Origin of the sequence: Opacimonas viscosa (assembly GCF_024199005.1) — a bacterium.
In the GTDB taxonomy this organism is placed as follows: Bacteria; Pseudomonadota; Gammaproteobacteria; order Enterobacterales; family Alteromonadaceae; genus Opacimonas; species Opacimonas viscosa.
In genome coordinates this window covers 167,304-190,462 of record NZ_JANATA010000001.1, presented here as the reverse complement: position 1 = coordinate 190,462, position 23,159 = coordinate 167,304, and the positions used below count along the sequence as shown (strand labels likewise).

Genomic DNA, 23,159 nt, shown 5'->3' with positions numbered 1-23,159 from the left:
TGCCCCTTTTTATTGGCCTTAAACTAGAGTTCGTATAATGTATATTATGTTAAATTAACTATATAATGCATATACGCTGTGCCCAATATGATATGAACATTGCGTTGGTTGTTTGCTATTGGTGCTCTTCCAACTCATTTGCTTGAGCTTCGTTTGTTTTATGCGGTGTGTGTTGTTGAGCAACTTTACCAATACATTCCTGTACATAACCATCAGCGACATTTTCAAGTAATGGTTTGGCATAGAAATACCCCTGTGCTTGATCACAGTGTTGTGAAATCAACACATCATGTTGCGCAGATAGTTCTACTCCTTCTGCGACTGTGGTGAGTCCGAGTCGTTTGGCTAGTTCAATAATACCACCTAGTACATCAGCGGCTTGGATGTCATCAGATATGTCTGCCATAAAACTTTGATCGATTTTTAATACATCAATCGGCAATGAACGTAACTTGCTCAACGATGAATAACCGGTACCAAAGTCATCAACAGAAATCCGAACACCTAATGTTTTGATATGTTCCAGTTTCTTTATCGCGGACTTTTCGTCTTTTAAAATAGCCGTTTCGGTAATTTCAATTTCTAAGTATTGACCAGAGATCTTATATTTACTCAACGCATTGGCTATTTCAGTATACAAATCAGCTCGATGCAGTTGCACTGTAGAAACGTTAATCGATACTCTGAAGTTTTGCAGACCATCACTAACCCAGGATTGGATTTTTTGACACGCTGCATCAAGTACCCAACGGCCAATATCTAAAATTTGCAGGTTTTTTTCTGCCACCGGTATAAACATATTGGGCGGCACATTGCCTTTTTCTGGGTGATTCCAACGCAGTAAAGCTTCAAAACCATCTAAACCATAATCATCGACTGTGATACGCGGTTGATATACCAAACTAAATTCATTGTTAGTGATTGCTTTGTGCATGGATGTTTCAATAAACTGCTGCTCATTAACTTTGTCTTTGATGCCTTCAGTAAAAAATGTGTGTTTGTTTTTCCCTAAACTTTTTGATTCATACATTGCGATATCTGCATTTTTAAGCAGTTCTTTGCGTTCTGTACCATCATAAGGAAACATCGAAATGCCAATACTTGCACCAATGAACACCTCATTATGCTCGATATGAAACGCCTGGGATAAATCATGTACCAGTTGTTTGAAGGTAGCTGAAAGCTGTTCCTTATCGACTTGTCCAGGTAATAATAACGTGAACTCATCACCTCCTAAGCGAGCAAAAAATGGTGAATTTTGCGTGACCAGCCCCCTGCCCTTTATATCGTCGATATTAAACAGCGCTTTGACTCTTTGCGCGGCTCGTTGTAGTAAAATATCACCGATATCATGACCGAGTGTGTCATTGACGATCTTAAAGTTATCTAAATCTAGGAATACGACCGAGAACGCAGCATCATTGCGCTTGGCATATGCAATTAACGTATCTAAATTAGACTGAAAAGAGAGTCGATTAGGTAATCCAGTTAATTCATCAATGTAAGCTAACGTTTCGATACGCTGGTTATTTTCAATAATTTCACTGCGCATATCCAATATTGAATGGCTTAATTGACCGAGTTCGTCGTTGTAACACTTTAGATCAATACCACTTTCCATTTTTCCTTGGGCGATATCAGTAACGAGATGGCGGATTTTGTAGATAGGTGCTAATAAAAGCTGCCTTACATATGCTAGGCTTAAGACCAAGATCATCACTGTAATGAAGCCTAACCACATGATAGCGGTCTGTGCGAGCTCATTAGCGGCTACTTTAAATTTATATGTCGGGATCCCAATATGGAGCATTAAACCGTGCTGTAAATGTTTAGTGTGAATATAAAATGGTTGATTGACGCCTTTGATTAACACATTTTCTACATTGTTTTGTGTTTTAAACACATCTAGATCATCGGGTACGCCATATAATCCATTGTTATAAATGATATTTCCTTTAAAATCCGTTACCAAAAGTAGATTCGTTGCTCCTACATATAAGGAATTCATAAGTTCATCAATGTAATCGAGATACATAGTCACCGTAAAATAATTCCACTGAAACACGGCATCATCCGGATTGTTTTGATTGACGGGGGTAAATGCAAGTGGCAAACCTAAGCTAATGGTATATTTATTCGTACTGGGCTCTTGCTCAATAAATGACGCGATATCCTGGGTGCTTTGTTGCTGCAGTAACAGATAAAACTTCCAATCACTTTTATCAAAAGAAAAATCAGCATTTTCACGGTTATCTAGACTGGTATCAACTTCACCATTTTCGAGCAACAAGTTCATCTGAAAATACTCAGGATAAATAAGTTGATAATCGCTTAATTGTCTTATCAATGAAGGTTGAAATACCGAATAGCGTTGTTCATCTCTAGTAATGTAGTCTTGTAACAAGCGAGAGTTAGTGATTAAACGCAAGTTACTTTCTGTAGTCTCCAGTGTTTGATTGAGACTTGGCGCCAATGAGTTGGCAAGAGAGCTGACCTCAGAGGTAAGTACATTTTTCGAATTCTGCAAAATGTAATCATAAGCAACTACACCTATAGCCAACACAGGAAGTGTGACAATAAAAATAAGAGGTATAAATAGCTTTTGTTGTAATTTCACTGTGTATCCTTACGTGTGAATTTTGGCGCAAATATTGGTGTTTAACGTGGTTATGCGAACAATATTATTGTTTTGCGTTTACGTATGCCGTGTTGTACATACGGTATGTGCGAGGGGTAAACAACTGATAAAACTCAGATTTTTCTACTAATTCTTGGGGTGGATAAATCAGAGGGTTATTTTTATGTGCCTCATCCATAAAATTTAAAGCGCTCTGGTTACTGCTTGCTGAACCAGTATATTCTGAAAACTCAGCCGCGCGTTTTGGGTCATTAAGAAAATTAATAAATTGAAAAGCGATGTCTTTTTTCTGGCTACTTGCAAGAACTGCAATATGATCTGACCATAGCGCCGTTCCTTCTTTGGGTACCACATAACCAATATCTTCACTCAGTTCCTGTAACACCATTGCATCACCATTGTAGCCAAGCGTCATATATACATCATCCGTAAGAATACTGGAGTCTTCTTCTGTCCCTATAAAGTCATAGGCATACACATACTCTCGTTGTGCTTTTAACAATTTACTTGCAGCCATAATTTCTTTTGGCTTGATAGAATTAAATGAGTAGCCCTGTGCTATTAATGCCGACCCCATAGCATCACGGATGTCGTCGACCATCACAATCTTTTTGTGTAGAGACGGGTCAGGCTGGTATAAATCCATCCAGCTATCGACATTTTGTATCTTATCTTTGCGATATATAATCCCCACAGTTCCCCATACTAGCGGAGTCGTAAATTTTTGTAATTCGGGACTTTGCTCTAACCAATTTACACCTATATGTTGCTTATTAGGAATTGCATTTGCTGGAATTTGGGCCAAAAGATTGCCTTTGCGAACATAGCTGATAAAGCCATAACCACTACCGATAATGAGATCCAGTCCAGCCCCTCCATTATTAAAAATCAACTCATCTTTGAGTTCATCAGATTCGTAATAAACTTCTGTTATGGAGTAACCCGTTTCCTCATAAAAAGCATCTTTTATCGACTGGGGCATATAGTTTTCCCAGTTATACAGTACCAATGTTTTTTCATTGGCTTGTGCGGGACTAAACACTAACCAGGTCGATATACTAATAAGTAAAATATGTTTGATTAAACGCATAGATCCTCCTTGATGAATGAAAATAATTCGCTATTATCCGGCTATGTCGAATTAAAAATTAGCAGAGAAGTTAAAAAATAACTGTTCGTCTGCTTCGCCCATTGAAAATTCATGATCTGAATACCCGACAGATATCTCACCAAATTCATCAAAAGCGTAACCAACAATGACTGAATAATCAGAATAACGGTCTACACCATCATCGTTTAAACCATAATGAATGTTTGCTGATACTTCGTCACTTAATGGATATGAGACATTCAGCTCTAAATAATCCGTATCCAAATCCAGGTCTTGGTAATAATTAAATGCAAAATAGTCATGTCCTAATCCAACCATCCACTCTATGGAGCTTTCGGTTGCACCGGTGTATTGATAAGAATTAATGAGCATATCCACATAGAAGCCATCGGCCAGGTCAAAACTATAGCCTGCATATAAATCAACTTCGAAACCGTTCTCTACACCAGCAAAATCGTATTGTGATGTCCAAACACCCGCGTAGAGACCGTTCTCTTTAGCGACCTCAACACTTCCTTGTAACACCGGTCCACCATCACTGAGATCAAAACCACGCCAATTATAATGAGATGCGAAGGTGATATTGTAAGAAACTTCTGTGTTCGCGAGAGAATTTGCACTAAAAGACAAAGCCAATGTGCTTAGTCCAAGCATACTTATCGTGTGTTTAAGGTGTGATTTCATAGCATTGTTCATCCGTGTAAGCTAACTGACAAGAGACAACCCTCATCGAAATTGAGGGTATGATTTGTATTTAGAATATATCGGCAGGAAAGGATGAGCATTTAATGCTATTTGTGTGATTAATGTCGCTTAAGTAATGAATCTGGTAGACCCTTGGACAATTAACTTTTAATTTCTATACAGCTTTAATCCAAAATCAATAACAGAAATCATTATGAATGATTTTTATACAGACATTCATCCTCCTTTTATCTCATTCTTTGGTAGGAAAACAAGACTGCAAGCCATTGAAATTAAAAGTTTAGGTGACTCAATCTAGTAAATATTTTTATATATAATTATATTGATTACGATCAAGATAATTGTGAAAGGAAAAGAAAGAATGAAATACTCAGTTGTGGCACTTGCTATTTTCAGTGCATTATCACACGCTAATGCCACGGACAGCGATGCCTCCTCCAATAATACAGAAGTTATTTCTATTATCGGGAATACTCCATTACAACAAACAACTGATACTGCACAGTTAATCGGTCAAACACAAACGTTGACAAGTAAAGAGCTAGGTTTAACGCCAACGCGTTCTTTAGCAGAGATCCTAAGAAGCCAGTTTACAAGTGTGAACATTAATCACGTACAAAACAATCCTTTTCAACCTGATGTCCAATATAGAGGCTTCACAGCTTCCCCCTTACTCGGTTTACCCCAAGGCGTCTCTGTATACTTAAATGGAACTAGGTTTAATGAACCATTTGGAGATACGGTGAACTGGGATCTCATCCCTTTAGAAGCTCTTGATAATGCTGTGTTATTTTCAACATCTAACCCTGTCTTTGGACAAAATACCTTGGGTGGTGCATTGGGTCTAAACACTAAAACAGGTTATACATTTACTGGTACACAACTAGATGCTTCTCTAGGTGAGCATGGCAGAAAAGAATTAACGGTTCAATCTGGGATTGATCAAAACGATTGGGCGGCTTATGTTTTAGCCTCTCACTATGAAGAAGATGGATGGCGTGATTACTCCCCGTCTGATGTGACTCAGGTTCTAGGTTCGTTGAGTAAAAAAATTGGGCAACATCAAATCGATTTTACTTATTTAAACGTCACTAGTGAATTATTAGGTAATGGTGCTATCCCTATCGATTTACAAGAGTTTGCAGGTGCAGGTGCTGTATACACCCATCCTGATAAAACAAGTAATGATCTTGATTTCGCTGCATTAAATGGCACATTTGTATTATCCGATGACACGACCTTGCAGACTAATCTTTTTCTAAGAAAAAATACGACAAATTCAATCAATGGCGACGATAGTGATTTTGGGCCATGTTTTCTTCGAGAAAATGTTATTACACTTTGCGAATTGGATGATGATGACGATGACGAGCAGTCACCAACGAACGATGATTTATTTCTAGATCACGATGATGATGATGATGACATTCCTTTTGCTGATGGAGATGAAATAGAAGCTGTTGAATTTATTGGCTATGATGGTTTGGCTTTATCTGAAATAACCGCTATCGCAGCAGATGAATTAGATGGTACTTACAATACTGGTAAGTCGCAAAATGAAAGTTATGGTACAACTCTGCAATTAAATCACCGAGTTAATCTTGCGGGCTTAAACCATGCACTAGTTATTGGGTTAACGTATCAAAAAGCGGATATTACTTATGCGTCTGATAGTGCCTTTGGTATTTTGGAAAATGATACGGCTGAAGACTCTAGAACAGTAATACCCTTAAATTTATTAAATGCTGAAGCTAGAGTTCGTTTGGATGTCACATCAACCCATAAATCACTATATTTTTCCGATATAATCGAGGTGTCTCCCCAATTATCTATGAATGTGGCCGCTCGGTTCAATCAAGACCATGTGTTAATGAATGACTTGCTTGAAGATGGCGAAGGTTCGTTAGATGGTGACCACCGTTTTTCACAATTTAATCCAGCCATTGGTATAAATTATCAATTAAGTGATACGTCCGAATTCAACATAAGTGTTGCCCAATCTTCACGTGTACCCAGTCCTGCTGAATTATCATGTGCCGATGAAAATGATCCTTGTCGTTTACCCAATGGTTTTGTTGCTGATCCACCACTGGATCAAGTGGTTACGCATACCATTGAAGCAGCTTTTAAATATTCTACCATTAACTTCAGCAATAGCGTGACGTTATTCCACTCAGTTAGCACCGACGATATTATATTTCAGCAAGCTGGAAGTACCTCCTCGCGTGGGTATTTTGTGAATATTGACAAAACTCAACGTCAAGGTATTGAGCTATTAGCGGATTGGCAAAACACTCAATGGTATGTCTCTGGAAGTTATACACATCTAAATGCGACTTTCGAAGCACCATTTGTTTCATTTAGTCCAATGAACCCTATGGGACCCAATCGTCAAGTCTCCCCAGGCGACACCATTCCAGGTCAACCAGCGCAACAATTGAAAGCTCAATTGGAGTATAAAGGTATGGATAATATGTTATTTGGTGCAGAATTACTTGCAGCTTCTAGTCAATATTATAGAGGGGATGAAGCAAACGAAAATGCACAAATTAGTGGGTATGGCTTGCTAAATTTGTATGGCGTTTATGAAATTAATGAACACACGAGTCTGTCATTCCGTATTGATAATGCACTAGATAAATCATTTTATACGTTTGGTACTTATGGTGAAGCTGACGAGGTCCTCGAAGACATTTATCCAGAGATTGATGACCCTGAGTTCATTGGACCGGCCCATCCTCGCATGATATCGGTTGGTGTCACTTACCAATTCTAACCAATGAATGAGATAAACTCCTACTAAAGGTGGGAGTTAAATCTGGAGTTGTCCGTTAGAATATTGACAATAAGCATAATCAATTATGGTGTTCAAATGGTACCCATTGTAAAAAAAGTCCTGTCCTGTACTCTTCTTACTTTGGGTATCTTTTCTGCATGTAGCTCTAGCGCTCTAACCGAGTATAAGACCTCTACTACCGCCTTAGCAAACGCCACCAAAGCACTGCCAGTTATCAATGTGGGGGTACTCAAATTTGGTACTATAAACTGGGAAATGGATGTCATTAAGCATCATGGACTAGATATACAAAATGGTTACACACTCAATATCATTCCATTTGCTAGTAAAAATGCAGCATCTGCAGCATTACAAAGCCACTCTGTTGATATTATTATGACGGACGTATTTTGGGTGGCTAAACAACAATCCATGCGTAAACCTTATTTGTTATATCCTACCACGAAATTAACAGGCGGGATCTATAGCAGACAAAACCACCCTACATTCGCACAGTGGCTATCACAGAATCCTCGTATTGGTATAGCAGGGGGTAAATATGATAAGAATTGGTTAGTCACACAAGCTTATATCAAGCATCAGGACTTAGAAAAAACCAAACTACAACTTACATTTGCGGCTCCCCCTTTGCTAAACCGTATGGTACAAAAAGAAAACAATACGGCTGTCATTAACTTTTGGCACTATACAGCTCGACTCAAAACATTGGATTTTGTGCCGATCATTACAACTTCTGAAATGCTACAAGCGCTAAACATAAATACTGATGTCCCTATGTTAGGATGGGCTTTTCATACTACCTTTGCGAGTGATAACGAAACGTTATTAACTCAGTTTTTACACAGCTCACATCAAGCAAAACAGTTATTATTAGGTAGTAAGCGCGAATGGGAAAGAATTAGACACTTAATCAAAGCGGAAAACGAAGATATCTTCATACAGCTTTATCAAGACTACCCCAAAACACTACTGAATAATTTTACTGCTGCCGAAACGATCTCTTTTGCGGATGCATATAGCATTTTTGCTGAAACACTTGATTTATCGCTGGATTCTCCAACTAATGTTTTCTGGCCTAAAGCACAAAGTGTTTGGCTTGAGGCCACCACGCAAACTGTAGAGTAAACACTAATCCATGGGTATTTTAGGTAATAAAAGTTCTTTACAGTGTATATTTATCATCCTTCTCATAATGCTTTGGCAAGTGCTAGCTAGTGTTATCGATTCACCTGATTTACCTTCAATCATAAACGTCTACAGTGCATTAACGTTTCACTATCAAAAGGGGGAATTACTCTATAATTTGGGGATAACATTATATCGGGTCTTATTCAGTTTTTGTTTGGCAATGGTGTTAGGGATATTTATGGGGATCCTCATGGCACACCGACACCGCATCAATGTATTTAGCGATACAGTGTTAGTTGTATTGTTGAATATCCCTGCCCTAGTGACGATTATGTTAGCGTATATCTGGTTTGGTCTCATTGAAACAGCAGCTATTTTTGCTGTTGTCTTGAATAAATTACCCAATGTCATCGTGAGTATTAGAGAAGGCGCTAGAGTCATTGATCCAAAGTTAACCCAGATGGCTAAAGTCTATCGTTTGAGCCGTTTTACTTATTATCGCTTTATCTATTTACCTCAGATATATCCTTATATCTTACTGGCAGCCAGAAATGGTTTATCCTTAATTTGGAAAATTGTGTTAGTTGTAGAGTTACTCGGTAGAAGCGATGGTGTCGGTTTTGCCCTGCACTCTTTATTTCAATTTTTTGATATCGCAGGGATCCTAGCATATACATTTTGTTTTATCGGTATTGTATTTACCATCGAGTTTATTCTCTTCAAACCATTCGAAAAATTAATACAAAAAGGCCGTAAACATGTTTAATGTTGTCGTTAAAAATAAACAGTTTCAAAATATAACGGTTATAGCGGACGTTGCATTGACCATTCAACCAGGAGAACGTATTGCGTTAATCGGTCCGTCTGGTTGTGGTAAAACGACGCTGTTAAATATCATAGCGGGTCTTGATGAAGAATATCAACACGCTAGGATAACAAACAAAAAACTAGGCTATATTTTTCAAGAAAACCGTTTATTACCTTGGTTAACCATCCAAGAAAACATCTTGCTGGTAGCACCAGGTCAAATAGAGGTTTGCAGTGCTTTATTAAAGCAGTTAGGTTTGGAAAATGTTGCTCATTTTTATCCAGAACAACTATCAGGAGGGATGCAAAAAAGAGTCTCTATCGCGCGGGCCTTTATTAACGAACCAGACTTGTTGTTACTCGACGAGCCTTTTGTTTCTTTGGATGAGCCTACTGCCGATGGCTGTCGCAGAGAGTTGAATGACTTAGTACGACTTCACCAAACAACTGTACTATTAGTAACACATGATATTGAAGAAGCGTTGACATTCGCCGATAAAATTTACTTTTTATCCCCTAAACCCGCAACGATTATCCATACCTTAAATTTACGAGAAATGCACCAAAGACCCACCAAGCAATGTTTACTCAAAGAATATCCCCATATCTTGGCTGGTTATATTACATAGTTTTTTACAAAAGTGTGAAACATCTCATCCTTTGTGCCTAATACTTCTGTTCACATCTAATTAATAATAAAAATCAACAACTTGCTTAATTAAATATACGTTTAATTAACATTATTGTTCATGGTGTTAACAATAACAGGAATCCAAGAACATGAAACACACATTACAAAAAACTCTTATTGCTTCTGCACTATCTCTTGCTGCTTTTAGTAGCCAAGCCGCTGTTGAAATTTACAACAAAGAAGGTATGACGTTTAGTGCTGATGGCCTCGTAAATATTTTTTATGTTAATTCAAACATCGAAGCAACAGATGCTGCTGGTGTCACATCAGAACGTGACCAGTCTCGAGTCCGTATGGGCTTCTTACCCAACAATGTTGGTTTTAACTTTGGTAAACAACTGGATGATGTCAAAGTAGAAATGCGTTCTTCTTTTTGGGTGAGCGTGAACGATACAGATTTAAATCGTGGCGCCAATGCCTTGGGAACAAATTCGCTGATTGATGTCCGTCAATTTTATGCAAAAATATCTGGTGACTTTGGTTCTGTCACCTTAGGGAAAGATTTTGGTTTATTTAATCGTACCAATATCCTAGGAGATGAATTATTACTGGGTTATGGTCAAACTTCAGACACATTTGGTTTAGTCGACGGCGGTAATGTATCTTTCGGTAATATCTCCACGGGTTATACTTACCCGTTCCCTAAAGCACAAATAACCTATCGCTCACCTGATATGAGTGGTTTAACATTAGCCGTAGGTATCATGGATCCGAATAAATCTGGTATCATGGATCCGAATAAATCTGCTCCAGGTTCTTCAGAAGATACACCACGAGTTGAGTTTGAAGCGGTGTATTCACAAGATATGTTTAAAGCGTGGGTAAATGGTGTTTCACAGTCTAGTGAACTAGCTGACGGTACTGATACTGATCAATCAGGTTTTGGCTATGGTGTTAACGTGAAATTCTCCGGTGTGTCACTTACCGCATCAGGTTATACCTCTGAAGGTTTAGGACATGTTGCTGGCCTAGACCACGTTGTCGGTGCTGACACAAATGAGTCAGAAGGTTATTTATTACAAGCTTCTTATACCATGGGTGACAATCGCTTTGTGATTTCATCTGGTGAGACAGAGAACGATGACCAAGCGTCAACTACAACTCATAAAAACTTTGCGTTAGGTTACTTCCGCACAGTTCGTCCAGGAGTTATTTTAGTGGCTGAATACAATAATACTGAATCAGAAAATTCGGTCAGTTCAGTTGCTGAAGACAATGGTACATTCTCTATTGGAACAGTTGTTACTTTCTAAAATTAAATATATTTAATTTTAATTAGTATGCCCCGAAAACGCCTCAATTGAGGCGTTTTTTTTATTCCTTAAGACGGTTTTTTAACCATACGAAAGTAGGATAAATTAACGCTACAAAAACATTAATAAAATGTTAAATTAAAGTCATAATTAATTTTTGAAATTGTGTTATGTATAAACTTTTAGTCGTTGATGATCATCCCATTTTTAGACAAGCCATCAGTGGTATTATTGATGAAAAGTTTCCTGGTACCCAATGTGATGCTGCAGAATCTATCGAAGCGGCAGTAACTCAATTACAAAACAACAGTGATTACGATTTGGTCCTTTTAGATTTAAATATGCCAAATACTTCAGGGTTAAATGGCCTACTCTCTCTGCGTAATGAGTTTCCAGAAACGCCTGTAGTAATTGTCTCAGCTGAAAATGACAAACAGCAAATCTTACAAACTATTTCTTATGGTGCTGTAGGTTTTATATCCAAATCATCTTCAGTAGAGTCAATTGCAGACTCTCTAAGTTCGATATTCAATGGCAATGTCTGTTTGCCTTCCGATATTATTCGTACCGCATCCACACAAACCGCACCTCAAGCTAAAAAAGAGTTTGAAATATTACCCGAGAAAATTCATTTATTAACTCGTAAAGAACTTATGGTGTTAAAACACTTAACAAAAGGTGAAGCGAATAAAGCTATCGCATATGAAATGAATATTTCTGAGACTACCGTTAAATCACATGTATCTTCCATCTTGAAAAAACTTGGAGCGACCAATAGAGTCAAGGTTGTTGTTGGCAGCGCTAATATCGACTTTGACCAATATTTAAAAAGATAAAGACCTTGATATGATAAAATTTGACGCCTTATAAAATCATCGTTCTTGCACTATAAGTTTTGTAAAACCATTTTCAATCGCAAAGGTTTTAATGGTTTGTTGAGTAAACGTATTCCTTTTCTTTTCGTTTTTTCTTTAAGTGCTTGACTGAAATTTGCGGTGATCATCACAACAGGCAGTATTTTTGTACGCATTGCATTGATGTATTGGCTTTCATCTAAACCGTTTTTGTTATTATCTAAATGATAGTCAACAATTAAAACATCACAATGATCCTCAGCGACATTCACTTTTTCTTTTAATTCTGTGAGGCTGGTCGCTGTTGTGACATGCATCCCCCACTGAGTTAACAATGTTGCCATACCTAAGCAAATATTAGGGTCGTTATCAATCACCCAAGCATGTTGCCCCGCTTGGGATTCAATAGGCGTCGCCATTGATAAAACAGACTTTGTTGCAGATTGATTATGTGCAATAGGTACATCTACCCAAAATTCAGCTCCATGTTCTAATGTAGATTGAACCCCTATTTTGTGACTCAATATTTTTGCTATTTTATCTACAATGGCAAGTCCTAACCCAAGACTGTTATGGGCATCAGAACGGGTATTTAAACGTTTAAACTCATGATAAATTTCAGCCAAATGGTTTTTTGCAATTCCTTTGCCGTTATCACTGACTACGATTCTGAGGATTTCTTCATGTTCTTCAACATACAGGTGGATGTGAGTAGCTTGAGCATGTTTTACCGCGTTGGATAAATAATTTCTTAAGATCCTTGCCAGCAACATACTGTCGGAATAGACATTTGCACTAACTGGGCTAAAAGTAAAACTGATATTTTGTGCTTGAGAAATCGTTTCATAATCATTCGCAATATTACTCAGTAACGAATTTAGTTGAAATACTTGATTATCAGGTTGAATGACACCTGCATCCAGTTTAGATATGTCAATTAAAGTAACGATTAAGTTTTCAAGGTCGTTTAACGAATTCTTAATCGAATGTACTAATGCGTTTTTTTGGTCCGCTGATATTCGACTAGTAAATGACGACGCAAATAGTTGCGCAGCATTAAGTGGTTGCATAAGGTCGTGACTGACAGCGGCTAAAAATTTGGTCTTCGATTCATTGGCTTGTTCTGCTTCCCTTTTCGCTAAAGACAAATTACTTTGCGCATGTTTTCTTATATTTATTTCTTCTTGTAACTCTGTAGTTCGTTGTTGAATACGAATTTCTAAATCATCGTATGCGTTTTGTAACGCAGTAGCTGTATTAATTCGCTCAGTAATATCTGTTATCATTACGAAAAACCCATCTACTTCTTGTTGGTGATTAAAATTAGGTACATATGTTTTTAATAAATATGCCTCATCTCCCAACTGATTGACCTCCTTACTTTCAAAACTCACAAGCTCACCCGTTAGTGCTTTATTCACATAACGTTCGAGACGCTCATAATTATTGAATAATTTTGATGTTTGGAGATCACGACCGACCAAATTAATATTTTGCGGATTATACCAACGGTTGTAAGCTTTATTTGTAAAGGTAAATTCCTTATTTTTGTTAATATACGCAATCATAGCAGGAACATTATCGGTGATGGTACGTAACCACGTTTCACTTTCTCTTAATGACTGTGCATAATTATACTGATTGGTAATATCAACAAACGTCTTGATGGTTTGACCATTGGTTAAGCGGTGGTGTTCAATTTGAATGACTTTTTCATTGCTCAAAATCTGCTGGAACTCATTATCTAAAGGAATATCATCAATCAATAATTCAGTATACTCAGCAGCATCTTTAATATTTGTAATGGTATTGAGTTTTCTTTTGCTCAGTTGGTCTAATGCACTCAAGGTAAGAAACTCTTTATTCCATACCTGGATATCGCCATAAGCATCTACCAATAAAACGCCTTGATTTAAATTATCAATTAAGCCTTGGAGAAGTTTATTTTGCTTATCAATGGCTCTCTCATAACGCTCTGATTCAGCTTGTTTCAAATCAGTAATATCAGTAAATAACAATACCGACCCATCGTCAGAGGTAGGCCTTTCGGTCAATTGGAACCAACGGTTGTTATTTAAGTGATAAATTGATTGGTTATTATTACTTGGTGTTAAACTTAAAATAATACCTTTGCTTTTGGCTAATGACTTTAATTCATAATAATTGTCACCGGCTTTAGGATAAAATTTAAATTCACGCCAAAACTTTTCAAATCGAGTGTTTAACAACAGTATTTTACCTTTGTCATCCAGCAGTACAAAGGCCTGATTGATACTCTCAATCGCATCAGAAAAACGTTGTTTAGCCTGAGTAGCAACATGATTCGCATGAAGAAGTTGTTTATTCACTTCTTGTAAGTCTTTCAATGCGACATTTAACTCGTGAGTTTTGATATTGACTTGATGGGACAAATGAACCGAGTTTTCAAATACTGAATAAGCCACATTTTGATTACCACCTCCTTCTTCAATGCGGTATATTAATGCGTCATTAATTTTTTTTAATTTTTTATTTTCTGCTTTGTAGTATGCCAACTCATCGGCGGCGCAGGTAAATGTTAATGGCTTACTAGTCATTGTGTAGCTCTTTGCTAATAAATACGCCGGTAAACGTTTGATTCAAATGTACGCCATTTAAATGTTCACCATAAGCATTAAAACCTATCAAATTAAAGTTTTTTTGCAGTTGTCGGGTATCTTTTTCAAGCTTTTTCTCGGTCACTTCTAAGCGCCGTAAAAAACAATCAAAGCCTAACACCATAGCAGGTGATCCCAGTCCATTTTGTTTGTATTCTAATAATTCCCTTAACGGAGTATTGATATCTGTTAATTGCACTTCATTCAACACGATCCCAACATCCACGGCACAATAAAATGACAAACTATTAAAATCTTTATTCACTCTTTGAATAGAACGAATATAGTATTCTCCCCTTACCTTGACAGCCAGAGGATGGATAGAGAATACTTCTGGCTCTAATTGATCTACATTCATACCTAAAGTATTTGCATAAACCTCTGCAGCCGGTTCGCCATTAATTTCGAATACTTGTCTGGTTTTGGGATCTGCATCGGTCACAATTAATTTTTGTACACTCGCGAGCACATGGTGGGTAGAAAACACAGAAAATTTTAAGGATGTATTAAACATAATTATGACAGCAGAGGACGTTTTAAATTGACCATCATAATAGATAAATGTCTGATTCAATCCCTGATCATCTCCAGCGCTACCACCAAAATGCGGGAAATTTTGTGTCGCAGTATCAAAATTAACTAGAAATTCTTCCTCTGCGGATGACAAGCCATCTACCAAAGAAACAATAAAGGATTGTGTAGCAATAGGTGCCATTGCTTTTCTTTTCAGATCAGCATGTAAATATTGCATCACTTTCTGTGCATCAATAAGAGAAAAGTTCTGAATATCTTCGACGTATGAATAACTAAAACTAAAGTAATTCGGATTAAAACCCACTGCAACGATTGTTTGAGTTTCATACCCATTGCCAGCAAACTCACCCGCGGTCGTGCACCCTAAGCAAGTCTTATCCACAAATAAAGTCTGCATTTGTTGGGCAACTACATCTAAATCAAATAAAGATGAGCAAAAAAATAGAATAATATCAGTATTTGTTGTGTGCAGTTGTTCATAAAGTTCTAAACAAGCAGCACTAGCATTTGATTTATTCGATATAGCTTGATAAGTAAACATAAATTAAACAATTCTTTAACTTTATTTAAATATATAGGTTTTAACCTATAATGCATAGCTTAACAGAGTTGATATAAGACTAATGCCCTACATTCTTTACTTTTATTGATTTATTTTTGTACTTATCAATGACACAAATATTAGGATTTTCAATCGTAACTACACATTCCAAACATTGAATACACTCTGCATAATCGATTGACCCATCTTTATTAATGGCATCAATATCACATTTTTTAGTTTTACAAAGTTGACAAGGAGTACCACATTCAGACCGTCTTCGTAATAATTTTAATAAGGGATACCTACCCACAATAGCCAAACCTGCGCCTAATGGACATAAATATCGACAATATACTTTGTGGATCTTGAGACTTAATAGCAACAATAAAACAGCATACAAAACGAATGGCCAAGTACGAACAAAATACAACGTTATTGACGTTTTAAAGGGTTCAACCTCCGCAAGTTTCTCTGCTATATCAACCGAAAAGAATGCACTTGCCAATAATCCCAGCAATATAAAATATTTTAATGATTGCCCCCAACGATGCTGTTGTGAGTTAAGTTTTATCTGTTTTATTCGGCAACGTTTAGCCACCCAACCAAGTATTTCCTGCAAAGCCCCAAAGGGACATAACCAACCACAAAACAGCCCACGACCGACAATAAAAAGACTAATAAAAACAAATACCCATAAAATAAAAATCACTGGATCGAGTAAAAACACTTGGATTTTAAAGCCATTTAGCACAGCTAGAAGTAAGGTATATATATTGACTACAGAAAGCTGCCCTTGAGCATAAAAACCAATAAAGAACAAAACAAAGAATAAGGAAACCGCGCGAACTTGGTGAGTGAGACGCGTGTGTTTGACTAAACTTTGTTGTTTAATAAATACTCCGGTGAGCAAGATCAAATATAGACACGTTATCACTATAACCCCCACCCTTTCTGACCAGATACGCTGCCATAATGGAATAGGAGTAGCTGATTTGGCAGCTGGGTTCAACTTAAACAAATTCGTTGGCAAATCTAACGTGGTAGTAAATACATGTTGCTGTGTATCAAAAAAAGAGGCTTGATAGTTAATACCCAAACCTAAATCAATAGTTCGATTTAACTCAAACCCTGTTTGTGATTTCAAACGGAGTACTTTTACATCATTATATGAGGGGACTTCGGTAATAAACTCAGGTTCATAAAAACTATAAAAATCGATATCTTTTAAAGCCACTGGGAATGTATTTTGGCTTAGATTCAAACGAGCTGGTACAGTTTGCGCTATAAAATCGTCGCCAATAAACGAATAATCACCACGACTCATCACCAATAAGGGCTGCTCGCCTGGCTTTAAGTTTTCTAATAAACGTGTTCTTTCAGACTCACTCAATAAATTTCTGGCAACAATGGGAATATCCAAAAACGCAAAATACAGTTCAATAAAGTGCTCAAACGCCAAAGGAACATCGTTGATAGCTGCCCTCACTTCACTAGGCAGATTTACCAAGTCATTTCTGTGTACTATCCATTTTTTTATATACCCTTGCTCGACTAATTCGGTAAAGGATAAGGGGACAAATACATCGGGATCAATGAGCATATTGGAAGGTGCAACAAACCCATCTAATTTTGCCATCGCGACTTTGAGTGCCGCAGTAATAATCGTATCATTTACGACCAACACAGACACTGTAGCTTTTGTCACACCATCGAAATAGGTATTATCCGGTACGCTTTTATCTTTGGCGTCAATCATAAAACGTTCACGGATAGAATGTCCGGTATATTGTGTAATAAACTCCAATAATGGCTCAGGCCCTAAACCATGCACAAATATTGGTTCATTATGTTTAATGAGGCGTAAGCCCAGTAGGTTTCCGTCCGGATCTAAGCCAATGAGGATATTGATTGGCTCTCCTGTGAAACCCATGAACGGTGCAAAGTCTTGACTTTCAAAAACGTAACCAAGCAACTGGTTTAATTGATAAACCGGTGTAACAGGAATATCTGGATCTGGTGCGCCTATTCGAGTTGCAGTGGGAAATATCTCATCTATCGCAGTAGGAATATCAGTCACATCCCCTTCTTTTCCGAACGATAAATGGCTTAAAGAGATACAAAAAAATAAACATAACCACACTGAACATTTGTGTATATTCATTTGTCTATACCCTTATCATTACTGTAGAAAATAAACAGGCGACTCATGTCGCCTGTTTATCTCTGAGTAAGATTTAGAAGAAACCTAATGGATTTGTATCATAGCTCACAAGTAAGTTCTTTGTTTGTTGATAATGGTCAAGCATCATCTTATGCGTTTCTCGACCAATCCCAGATTTTTTGTAACCACCAAATGCTGCATGAGCAGGATATAAATGATAACAATTAGTCCAAACACGTCCAGCCTCAATCTTACGGCCCATACGATAAGCGCGATTTGCATCTCGCGTCCACAGACCCGCACCTAAACCAAACACTGTATCATTTGCAATTGCCAATGCTTCTTCTTCAGTTTTAAACGTTGTCACGGCGATAACAGGTCCAAAAATCTCTTCTTGGAAAATACGCATGGAGTTATCACCTTTAAGGATAGTCGGTTGAACATATGCACCATTAGTTAACGCTGCTGATTGTGTTTCCACATCACCACCAGTAACGACTTCAGCGCCTTCTTTTTTACCGATATCGATATAGGACATGATTTTGTCAAATTGTTGATTGGATGCCTGAGCACCAACCATACAATCCGTATCTAGCGGATTACCTCGAACAATCGCTTTAGTTTTAGCTAACACACGCTCCATAAACGCATCATAAATATCTTCTTGAATCAGCGCACGAGATGGACATGTACATACCTCACCTTGGTTGAAGTAACCCAACACAAAACCTTCAGCACATTTGTCAATGAACTCATCTTCTTGATTCATAATATCGCTAAAGAAGATATTAGGTGATTTACCACCTAGCTCAACAGTGGAAGGAATAAGATTTTCAGCCGCACATTTTAGAATATGTTCACCTACAGGCGTAGAACCTGTAAATGCAACTTTAGCTATGCGCGTAGAAGTTGCGAGAGCTTCACCAGCTTCTTTACCAAAACCGTTAACGACATTAATCACACCTGCAGGTAAAATATCTTGGATAATCTCCATAAGTAATAAAATAGTGGTAGGTGTCTGCTCAGCAGGTTTTAACACAACCACATTACCGGCAGCTAACGCTGGGGCGAGTTTCCATGCAGCCATTAATAATGGGAAGTTCCAAGGTATGATCTGACCGACCACGCCATAAGGTTCATGATAGTGGTAAGCGACTGTATTTTCGTCAATCTCAGATAACGTGCCTTCCTGAGCGCGAATACATCCTGCATAATAACGGAAATGGTCAATACATAATGGGACATCTGCATTTAATGTTTCACGAATAGCTTTACCATTGTCCCAAGTCTCTGCAACAGCAAGCATCTCAAGATTTTGCTCCATGCGGTCGGCAATTTGTAATAATAAATTAGAGCGTGCAGCAACAGATGTGGCTGCCCAAGAAGCTTTTGCTGCGTGTGCTGCATCTAATGCTAACTCTACATCTTCAGCGGTAGAACGTGGAACTTGACAAATATCACTGCCATCAACAGTCGATGTGTTAGTAAAATATTCACCTTTAACTGGGGCAATCCATTCGCCACCGATAAAGTTTTCATATTTTGCTTTAAAAGTTACGACAGAGCCTTCACTTCCTGGATTTGCGTAGATCATAATAACCTCGAGTAATTGAAAAGAGATACCTATAAGCATCTTTAAATAATAATTTTAATTGTTAAATTTTTATTAATTAACGGTAATATCTTGCGCAAATAAGCGCATTTGTTCTATTGATCAAAGGAGGTAAAAAAACCCTACTTTGGGAGGAGAAATAAAAGAATGAGAAAAATAATGGATTGAATTGCTTAGGTAAATTCATTTATTGGTTAGTCAAGGAACACACCTTGATATGTAATATTCTATTTGTACATATGACCTTTTATTTGGTAACTGGGCCTTATACAAAGTACACAATTTACATTAGGCAAAAAAAAGACCTCAAATGAGGTCTTTAAACTGTTTAACCGGTGATTAATTACTGGCTAAATCGTATTTCTTAGGTAATTTAAATGTCCAAACACTGCCACCTTGGTTTAAGTGCTTAACACGTTTTGCTACGTCACCACCCCATAATGGAACGGCACCGCCCCACCCTGAAAGTACTGAAATATACTGCTCACCGTCCATTTCCCATGTAACTGGTGAACCAACAATGCCTGAACCAGTATTAAACTTATACAACATTTCACCTGTTTTAGCATCAAACGCCATTAAATAACCTTCTGGGTTACCAGTGAAAACTAAGTTACCAGCAGTGGCAAGTACACCGCCCCATAATGGCGCATAGTTTTTATAAGACCAGACTGTTTCACCTGTTTTAGGATCTATTGCTTTGAGCACACCGATGTAATCATCATTAATAGATTTAATGGTAAAGCCAGCACCTAAATAAGCCGCGCCTTTTTTATATGCTGTAGGTTCATTCCAAATGGACATTTCCCACTCATTAGAAGGCACATAGAATAAACCAGTATCTTGGCTGTATGCCATTGGCATCCAGTTTTTACCACCTAAAAATGAAGGCGCTGTGACAACTGTTTTACCTTTTTTACCATCGGCCATATCCGCTGGGTTACCAGGACGATTTGCAGGAGCGTAGATAGGACGTCCATTTTCATCAAGTCCCTCTGCCCATGTAATTTTATCAACAAAAGGGAAGCCACGGATGAAATCACCATTTTCACGATTAAGTACGTAGAAATAGCCATTACGATCTGCTGTCGCTGCTGCACGCACAGTTTTACCTTGGTCATCGTAATTAAATGAAATTACCTCGTTTACACCATCATAATCCCAACCGTCATGAGGGGTTGTTTGGAAATGCCACTTAATTTTACCTGTATCAGGATCAATCGCTAAGCGTGAAGAAGAGAAATAGTTATCCCCCGGACGTAAATGAGAATTCCAAGGTGCAGGGTTACCAGTACCAAAGAATAACGAATCCGTTTCCGGATCATATGTGCCACCTAACCAAGGAGCTGCACCACCCGATTTCCATAAGTCTGCAGGCCAAGTTTGACCAGGTGCGCCACCAGAAATACCATTTTCAATTTTCTTACCATCGACGTAGATGTAGCCCATATGACCTTCTACTGTCGGACGCTCCCAGACAAGTTTGCCATTTTCTGCATCATAAGCTCTTACTTTACCGACTACACCAAATTCACCACCAGCAATTCCTGTGATAACTTTACCTTTAACCACTATAGGTGCAGCAGAGATTGAATAACCCGCTTTATAATCTTCAACCTTTTTCTTCCAAACTACTTTGCCGGTATCTTTATTTAGTGCAACAAGTTTTGCATCCAAAGTACCAAAAATAACCAAATCGCCATATAACGCCACACCACGGTTGATAACATCACAGCAAGGCATAATGCCATCGGGTAGACGCGCTTCATATTGCCAAAGTTCATCACCGGTTTTTGCATCAATCGCATAAACACGAGAGTAAGAACCCGTTATATACATAACACCATCTTTAATCATAGGTTGTGATTCTTGACCACGTTGCTTTTCACCACCCAGTGAAAAAGACCAAACTGGACGTATATCTTCAATGGTTTGGGTGTTAATTGTGGATAGCGGACTGAATCTTTGTCCTTGAAGTCCCATACCGTTGGTAACGACTTCATCTGTAGAGAGGTGATCATTAAGAATATCTTTATCTGTTACTTTTGCATTAGCCGTACCTGCGCAAGCTAAAGTAACTAACATTGATAACGAAAGTACCTTCACTTTATCTTTGTTAAACATATGTATTTCCTCTGAAATAATGATTTTAGTATTCAATATAATTTGCAAACTTGCGCAACGTATCGTTGAAAGTGTTAATAGCAAGTTAACATGATTGTAAAACGGGGAAATAATGAAACCTATCAGACAGTATGCCGATTTTTTTCATCCCTTGGGATGAGAAATGGTTGATAATTACCAACGCAGGCTTTACTTAGTATGGTTGTAAGAAACTTATTCTATCTCTTGATAATAGGTAGGTTTTTCATATATGGCAGCGTACTTTTTAAAGATTTTCTGCATTTCACCATTGCGCACCAAAGCACTGACAACATCACCGACTGCATATCCTAAGGCGCGATAATCTGTCTTAACAGCCATCCCAATATCCCATTTTTGCTTACCTATTAATGGAAATGCGTTTTCAGCTAGACGGTATTGTTGGGTATCTAGTTGACTGTGTAAGTAACTGATTTGAGAGCGCAGCCCCATAACTGCATCAACCTCCGTATCTTTCATGCCTTTAATGGCTAACACCAAATTATCATATTGTCGTGTTTGCTCTCTGAGCCCGCCTCGAAAAGCAGAGGTAAGATAAAAATGCGGTATTGAATCTATTTCTGCACCTATTTTATGATATTGAAATAATGCCATGGTAGCTACGTCAGGCAGACGTTCCTGATTAAAAACGATTTGCCAAGATTCGGTGTGGTATGGACCAAACATGTGAACCAACTCATGTGCTAACAAGCCGACATCATCACGTTTTTGCGAGTAAGCTCGGTCATAAGGAACACGTAACATGACATCAGCAACAGTGCGGTCCAAATAATGGCCTTTCCAAATATGATTGCGTAAATCATCATCTGTCGTTTCACCTGCAGTCATCCATTTCAGACGCAGTTCAACGCCAAGACTAAGTGCAATCTTTTGGGCAATGTCAATATCAATACCAGTTGCAACATCCCCTTTTCTTTCAGAAAAAGGGGCGTAGTCATCATAGACTGCGATAACAATGTATTGAGATTCTAAAATATCATCTAATGAACGTGCCTCAATATTGAAGCAACATGCACAAAATAATATTAAAAGATACTTACATCTGTTCAGCACGTGTTTCAATCCAGCTTCGAATTGCCCAAAGTGCTTCTTGATTTAAGTGTTCAGTCATTTTTGGCATATACACAGCGCCATTGCGTACAGCGCCGTTTTGTACCCTGTAGATATACCATTCGTCCCCGTCATAATCAGCTGGTAGTTCACGTAAATCTGGGGCAATACCACCACTAATCGCATCTAAACCATGACAACGTGCACAATTTTGGTTGTAGGCTGAAGCACCGACACGGTCAATTTCAGCTTTTACGTCACCTGCCAATTCACGATACGGATTTTCATCAACCCATTCCTCGCCAATAGCTGGAATAGTTGAAGTATCAATCGACTGAGGGGTAACTGGCCCATGTGCCATAACCGCACTTGAAACAAATAATAAACTTGCTAAGCTAAGTTTTTTTGTGAGATTCATATAACATTCCATTAATAAGACATTTAAAAACACCTGTAATATACGTGAATGGCAATA

Annotated in this window: 16 protein-coding genes; 6 read left to right on the top strand and 10 right to left on the bottom strand. The window is 37.9% G+C overall.

Annotated elements, in window-relative coordinates; all coding sequences use genetic code 11:
• Positions 1-115 precede the first annotated feature (115 nt).
• The 3 genes from NLF92_RS14245 to NLF92_RS00870 form a co-directional block, all read right to left on the bottom strand.
• Complete coding sequence (locus tag NLF92_RS14245) at positions 116-2,617, bottom strand: bifunctional diguanylate cyclase/phosphodiesterase (RefSeq protein WP_254097896.1); 2,502 nt, start codon at positions 2,615-2,617, stop codon at positions 116-118.
• A 64-nt stretch (positions 2,618-2,681) separates the two neighbouring features.
• Entirely contained in the window at positions 2,682-3,728 is a 1,047-nt protein-coding gene (locus NLF92_RS00875) for a polyamine ABC transporter substrate-binding protein (protein ID WP_254097894.1), read from the bottom strand.
• A 51-nt stretch (positions 3,729-3,779) separates the two neighbouring features.
• Positions 3,780-4,433: a TorF family putative porin gene (locus NLF92_RS00870; protein ID WP_254097892.1), complete on the bottom strand. Its 654-nt coding sequence runs from the start codon at positions 4,431-4,433 to the stop codon at positions 3,780-3,782.
• Positions 4,434-4,815: 382 nt separating this feature from the next.
• Here NLF92_RS00870 and NLF92_RS00865 point away from each other — a divergent pair, with 382 nt between their 5' ends.
• The 6 genes from NLF92_RS00865 to NLF92_RS00840 all read left to right on the top strand — a co-directional run bounded on the left by NLF92_RS00865 (position 4,816) and on the right by NLF92_RS00840 (position 11,966).
• A complete protein-coding gene (locus tag NLF92_RS00865) occupies positions 4,816-7,230 on the top strand; it encodes a TonB-dependent receptor (protein ID WP_254097891.1) in 2,415 nt (804 codons plus the stop codon).
• Between the two features lie 96 nt (positions 7,231-7,326).
• Positions 7,327-8,376: a substrate-binding domain-containing protein gene (locus tag NLF92_RS00860; protein WP_254097890.1), complete on the top strand. Its 1,050-nt coding sequence runs from the start codon at positions 7,327-7,329 to the stop codon at positions 8,374-8,376.
• 10 nt (positions 8,377-8,386) lie between these two features.
• Positions 8,387-9,145, top strand: coding sequence for an ABC transporter permease (locus tag NLF92_RS00855; RefSeq protein WP_349293211.1), 759 nt, complete (start codon positions 8,387-8,389; stop codon positions 9,143-9,145).
• Complete coding sequence (locus NLF92_RS00850; protein ID WP_254097887.1) at positions 9,138-9,815, top strand: ABC transporter ATP-binding protein; 678 nt, start codon at positions 9,138-9,140, stop codon at positions 9,813-9,815. The genes NLF92_RS00855 and NLF92_RS00850 overlap by 8 nt, the downstream gene beginning before the upstream one ends.
• 151 nt (positions 9,816-9,966) lie before the next feature.
• Positions 9,967-11,130 carry a porin gene (locus NLF92_RS00845; protein ID WP_254097885.1) on the top strand — a complete coding sequence of 388 codons (1,164 nt, stop codon included), beginning with the start codon at positions 9,967-9,969 and terminating at the stop codon, positions 11,128-11,130.
• A 170-nt stretch (positions 11,131-11,300) separates the two neighbouring features.
• On the top strand, positions 11,301-11,966 hold the full coding sequence (locus tag NLF92_RS00840; RefSeq protein ID WP_254097883.1) for a response regulator: 666 nt from the start codon (positions 11,301-11,303) through the stop codon (positions 11,964-11,966).
• A gap of 50 nt (positions 11,967-12,016) precedes the next feature.
• Here NLF92_RS00840 and NLF92_RS00835 read toward each other — a convergent pair whose 3' ends face one another.
• The 7 genes from NLF92_RS00835 to pedF all read right to left on the bottom strand — a co-directional run bounded on the left by NLF92_RS00835 (position 12,017) and on the right by pedF (position 23,102).
• Positions 12,017-14,560 carry a hybrid sensor histidine kinase/response regulator gene (locus tag NLF92_RS00835; RefSeq protein WP_254097881.1) on the bottom strand — a complete coding sequence of 848 codons (2,544 nt, stop codon included), beginning with the start codon at positions 14,558-14,560 and terminating at the stop codon, positions 12,017-12,019.
• Positions 14,553-15,695, bottom strand: coding sequence for a nitric oxide-sensing protein NosP (gene nosP, locus NLF92_RS00830; protein ID WP_254097879.1), 1,143 nt, complete (start codon positions 15,693-15,695; stop codon positions 14,553-14,555). Before nosP ends, NLF92_RS00835 begins: the two co-directional genes overlap by 8 nt.
• A 79-nt stretch (positions 15,696-15,774) precedes the next feature.
• The gene (locus NLF92_RS00825; protein ID WP_284700324.1) at positions 15,775-17,859 is read right to left on the bottom strand and encodes a 4Fe-4S binding protein; all 2,085 of its coding nucleotides are present in this window, start codon (positions 17,857-17,859) and stop codon (positions 15,775-15,777) included.
• Positions 17,860-17,932: 73 nt separating this feature from the next.
• Complete coding sequence (exaC, locus tag NLF92_RS00820; RefSeq protein ID WP_254097875.1) at positions 17,933-19,453, bottom strand: acetaldehyde dehydrogenase ExaC; 1,521 nt, start codon at positions 19,451-19,453, stop codon at positions 17,933-17,935.
• Positions 19,454-19,810: 357 nt separating this feature from the next.
• On the bottom strand, positions 19,811-21,595 hold the full coding sequence (locus tag NLF92_RS00815; protein WP_254097873.1) for a methanol/ethanol family PQQ-dependent dehydrogenase: 1,785 nt from the start codon (positions 21,593-21,595) through the stop codon (positions 19,811-19,813).
• 213 nt (positions 21,596-21,808) lie between these two features.
• Entirely contained in the window at positions 21,809-22,687 is an 879-nt protein-coding gene (locus tag NLF92_RS00810) for a substrate-binding periplasmic protein (protein WP_254097871.1), read from the bottom strand.
• A complete protein-coding gene (gene pedF / locus NLF92_RS00805; protein ID WP_254097869.1) occupies positions 22,671-23,102 on the bottom strand; it encodes a cytochrome c-550 PedF in 432 nt (143 codons plus the stop codon). Before pedF ends, NLF92_RS00810 begins: the two co-directional genes overlap by 17 nt.
• Positions 23,103-23,159 lie beyond the last annotated feature (57 nt).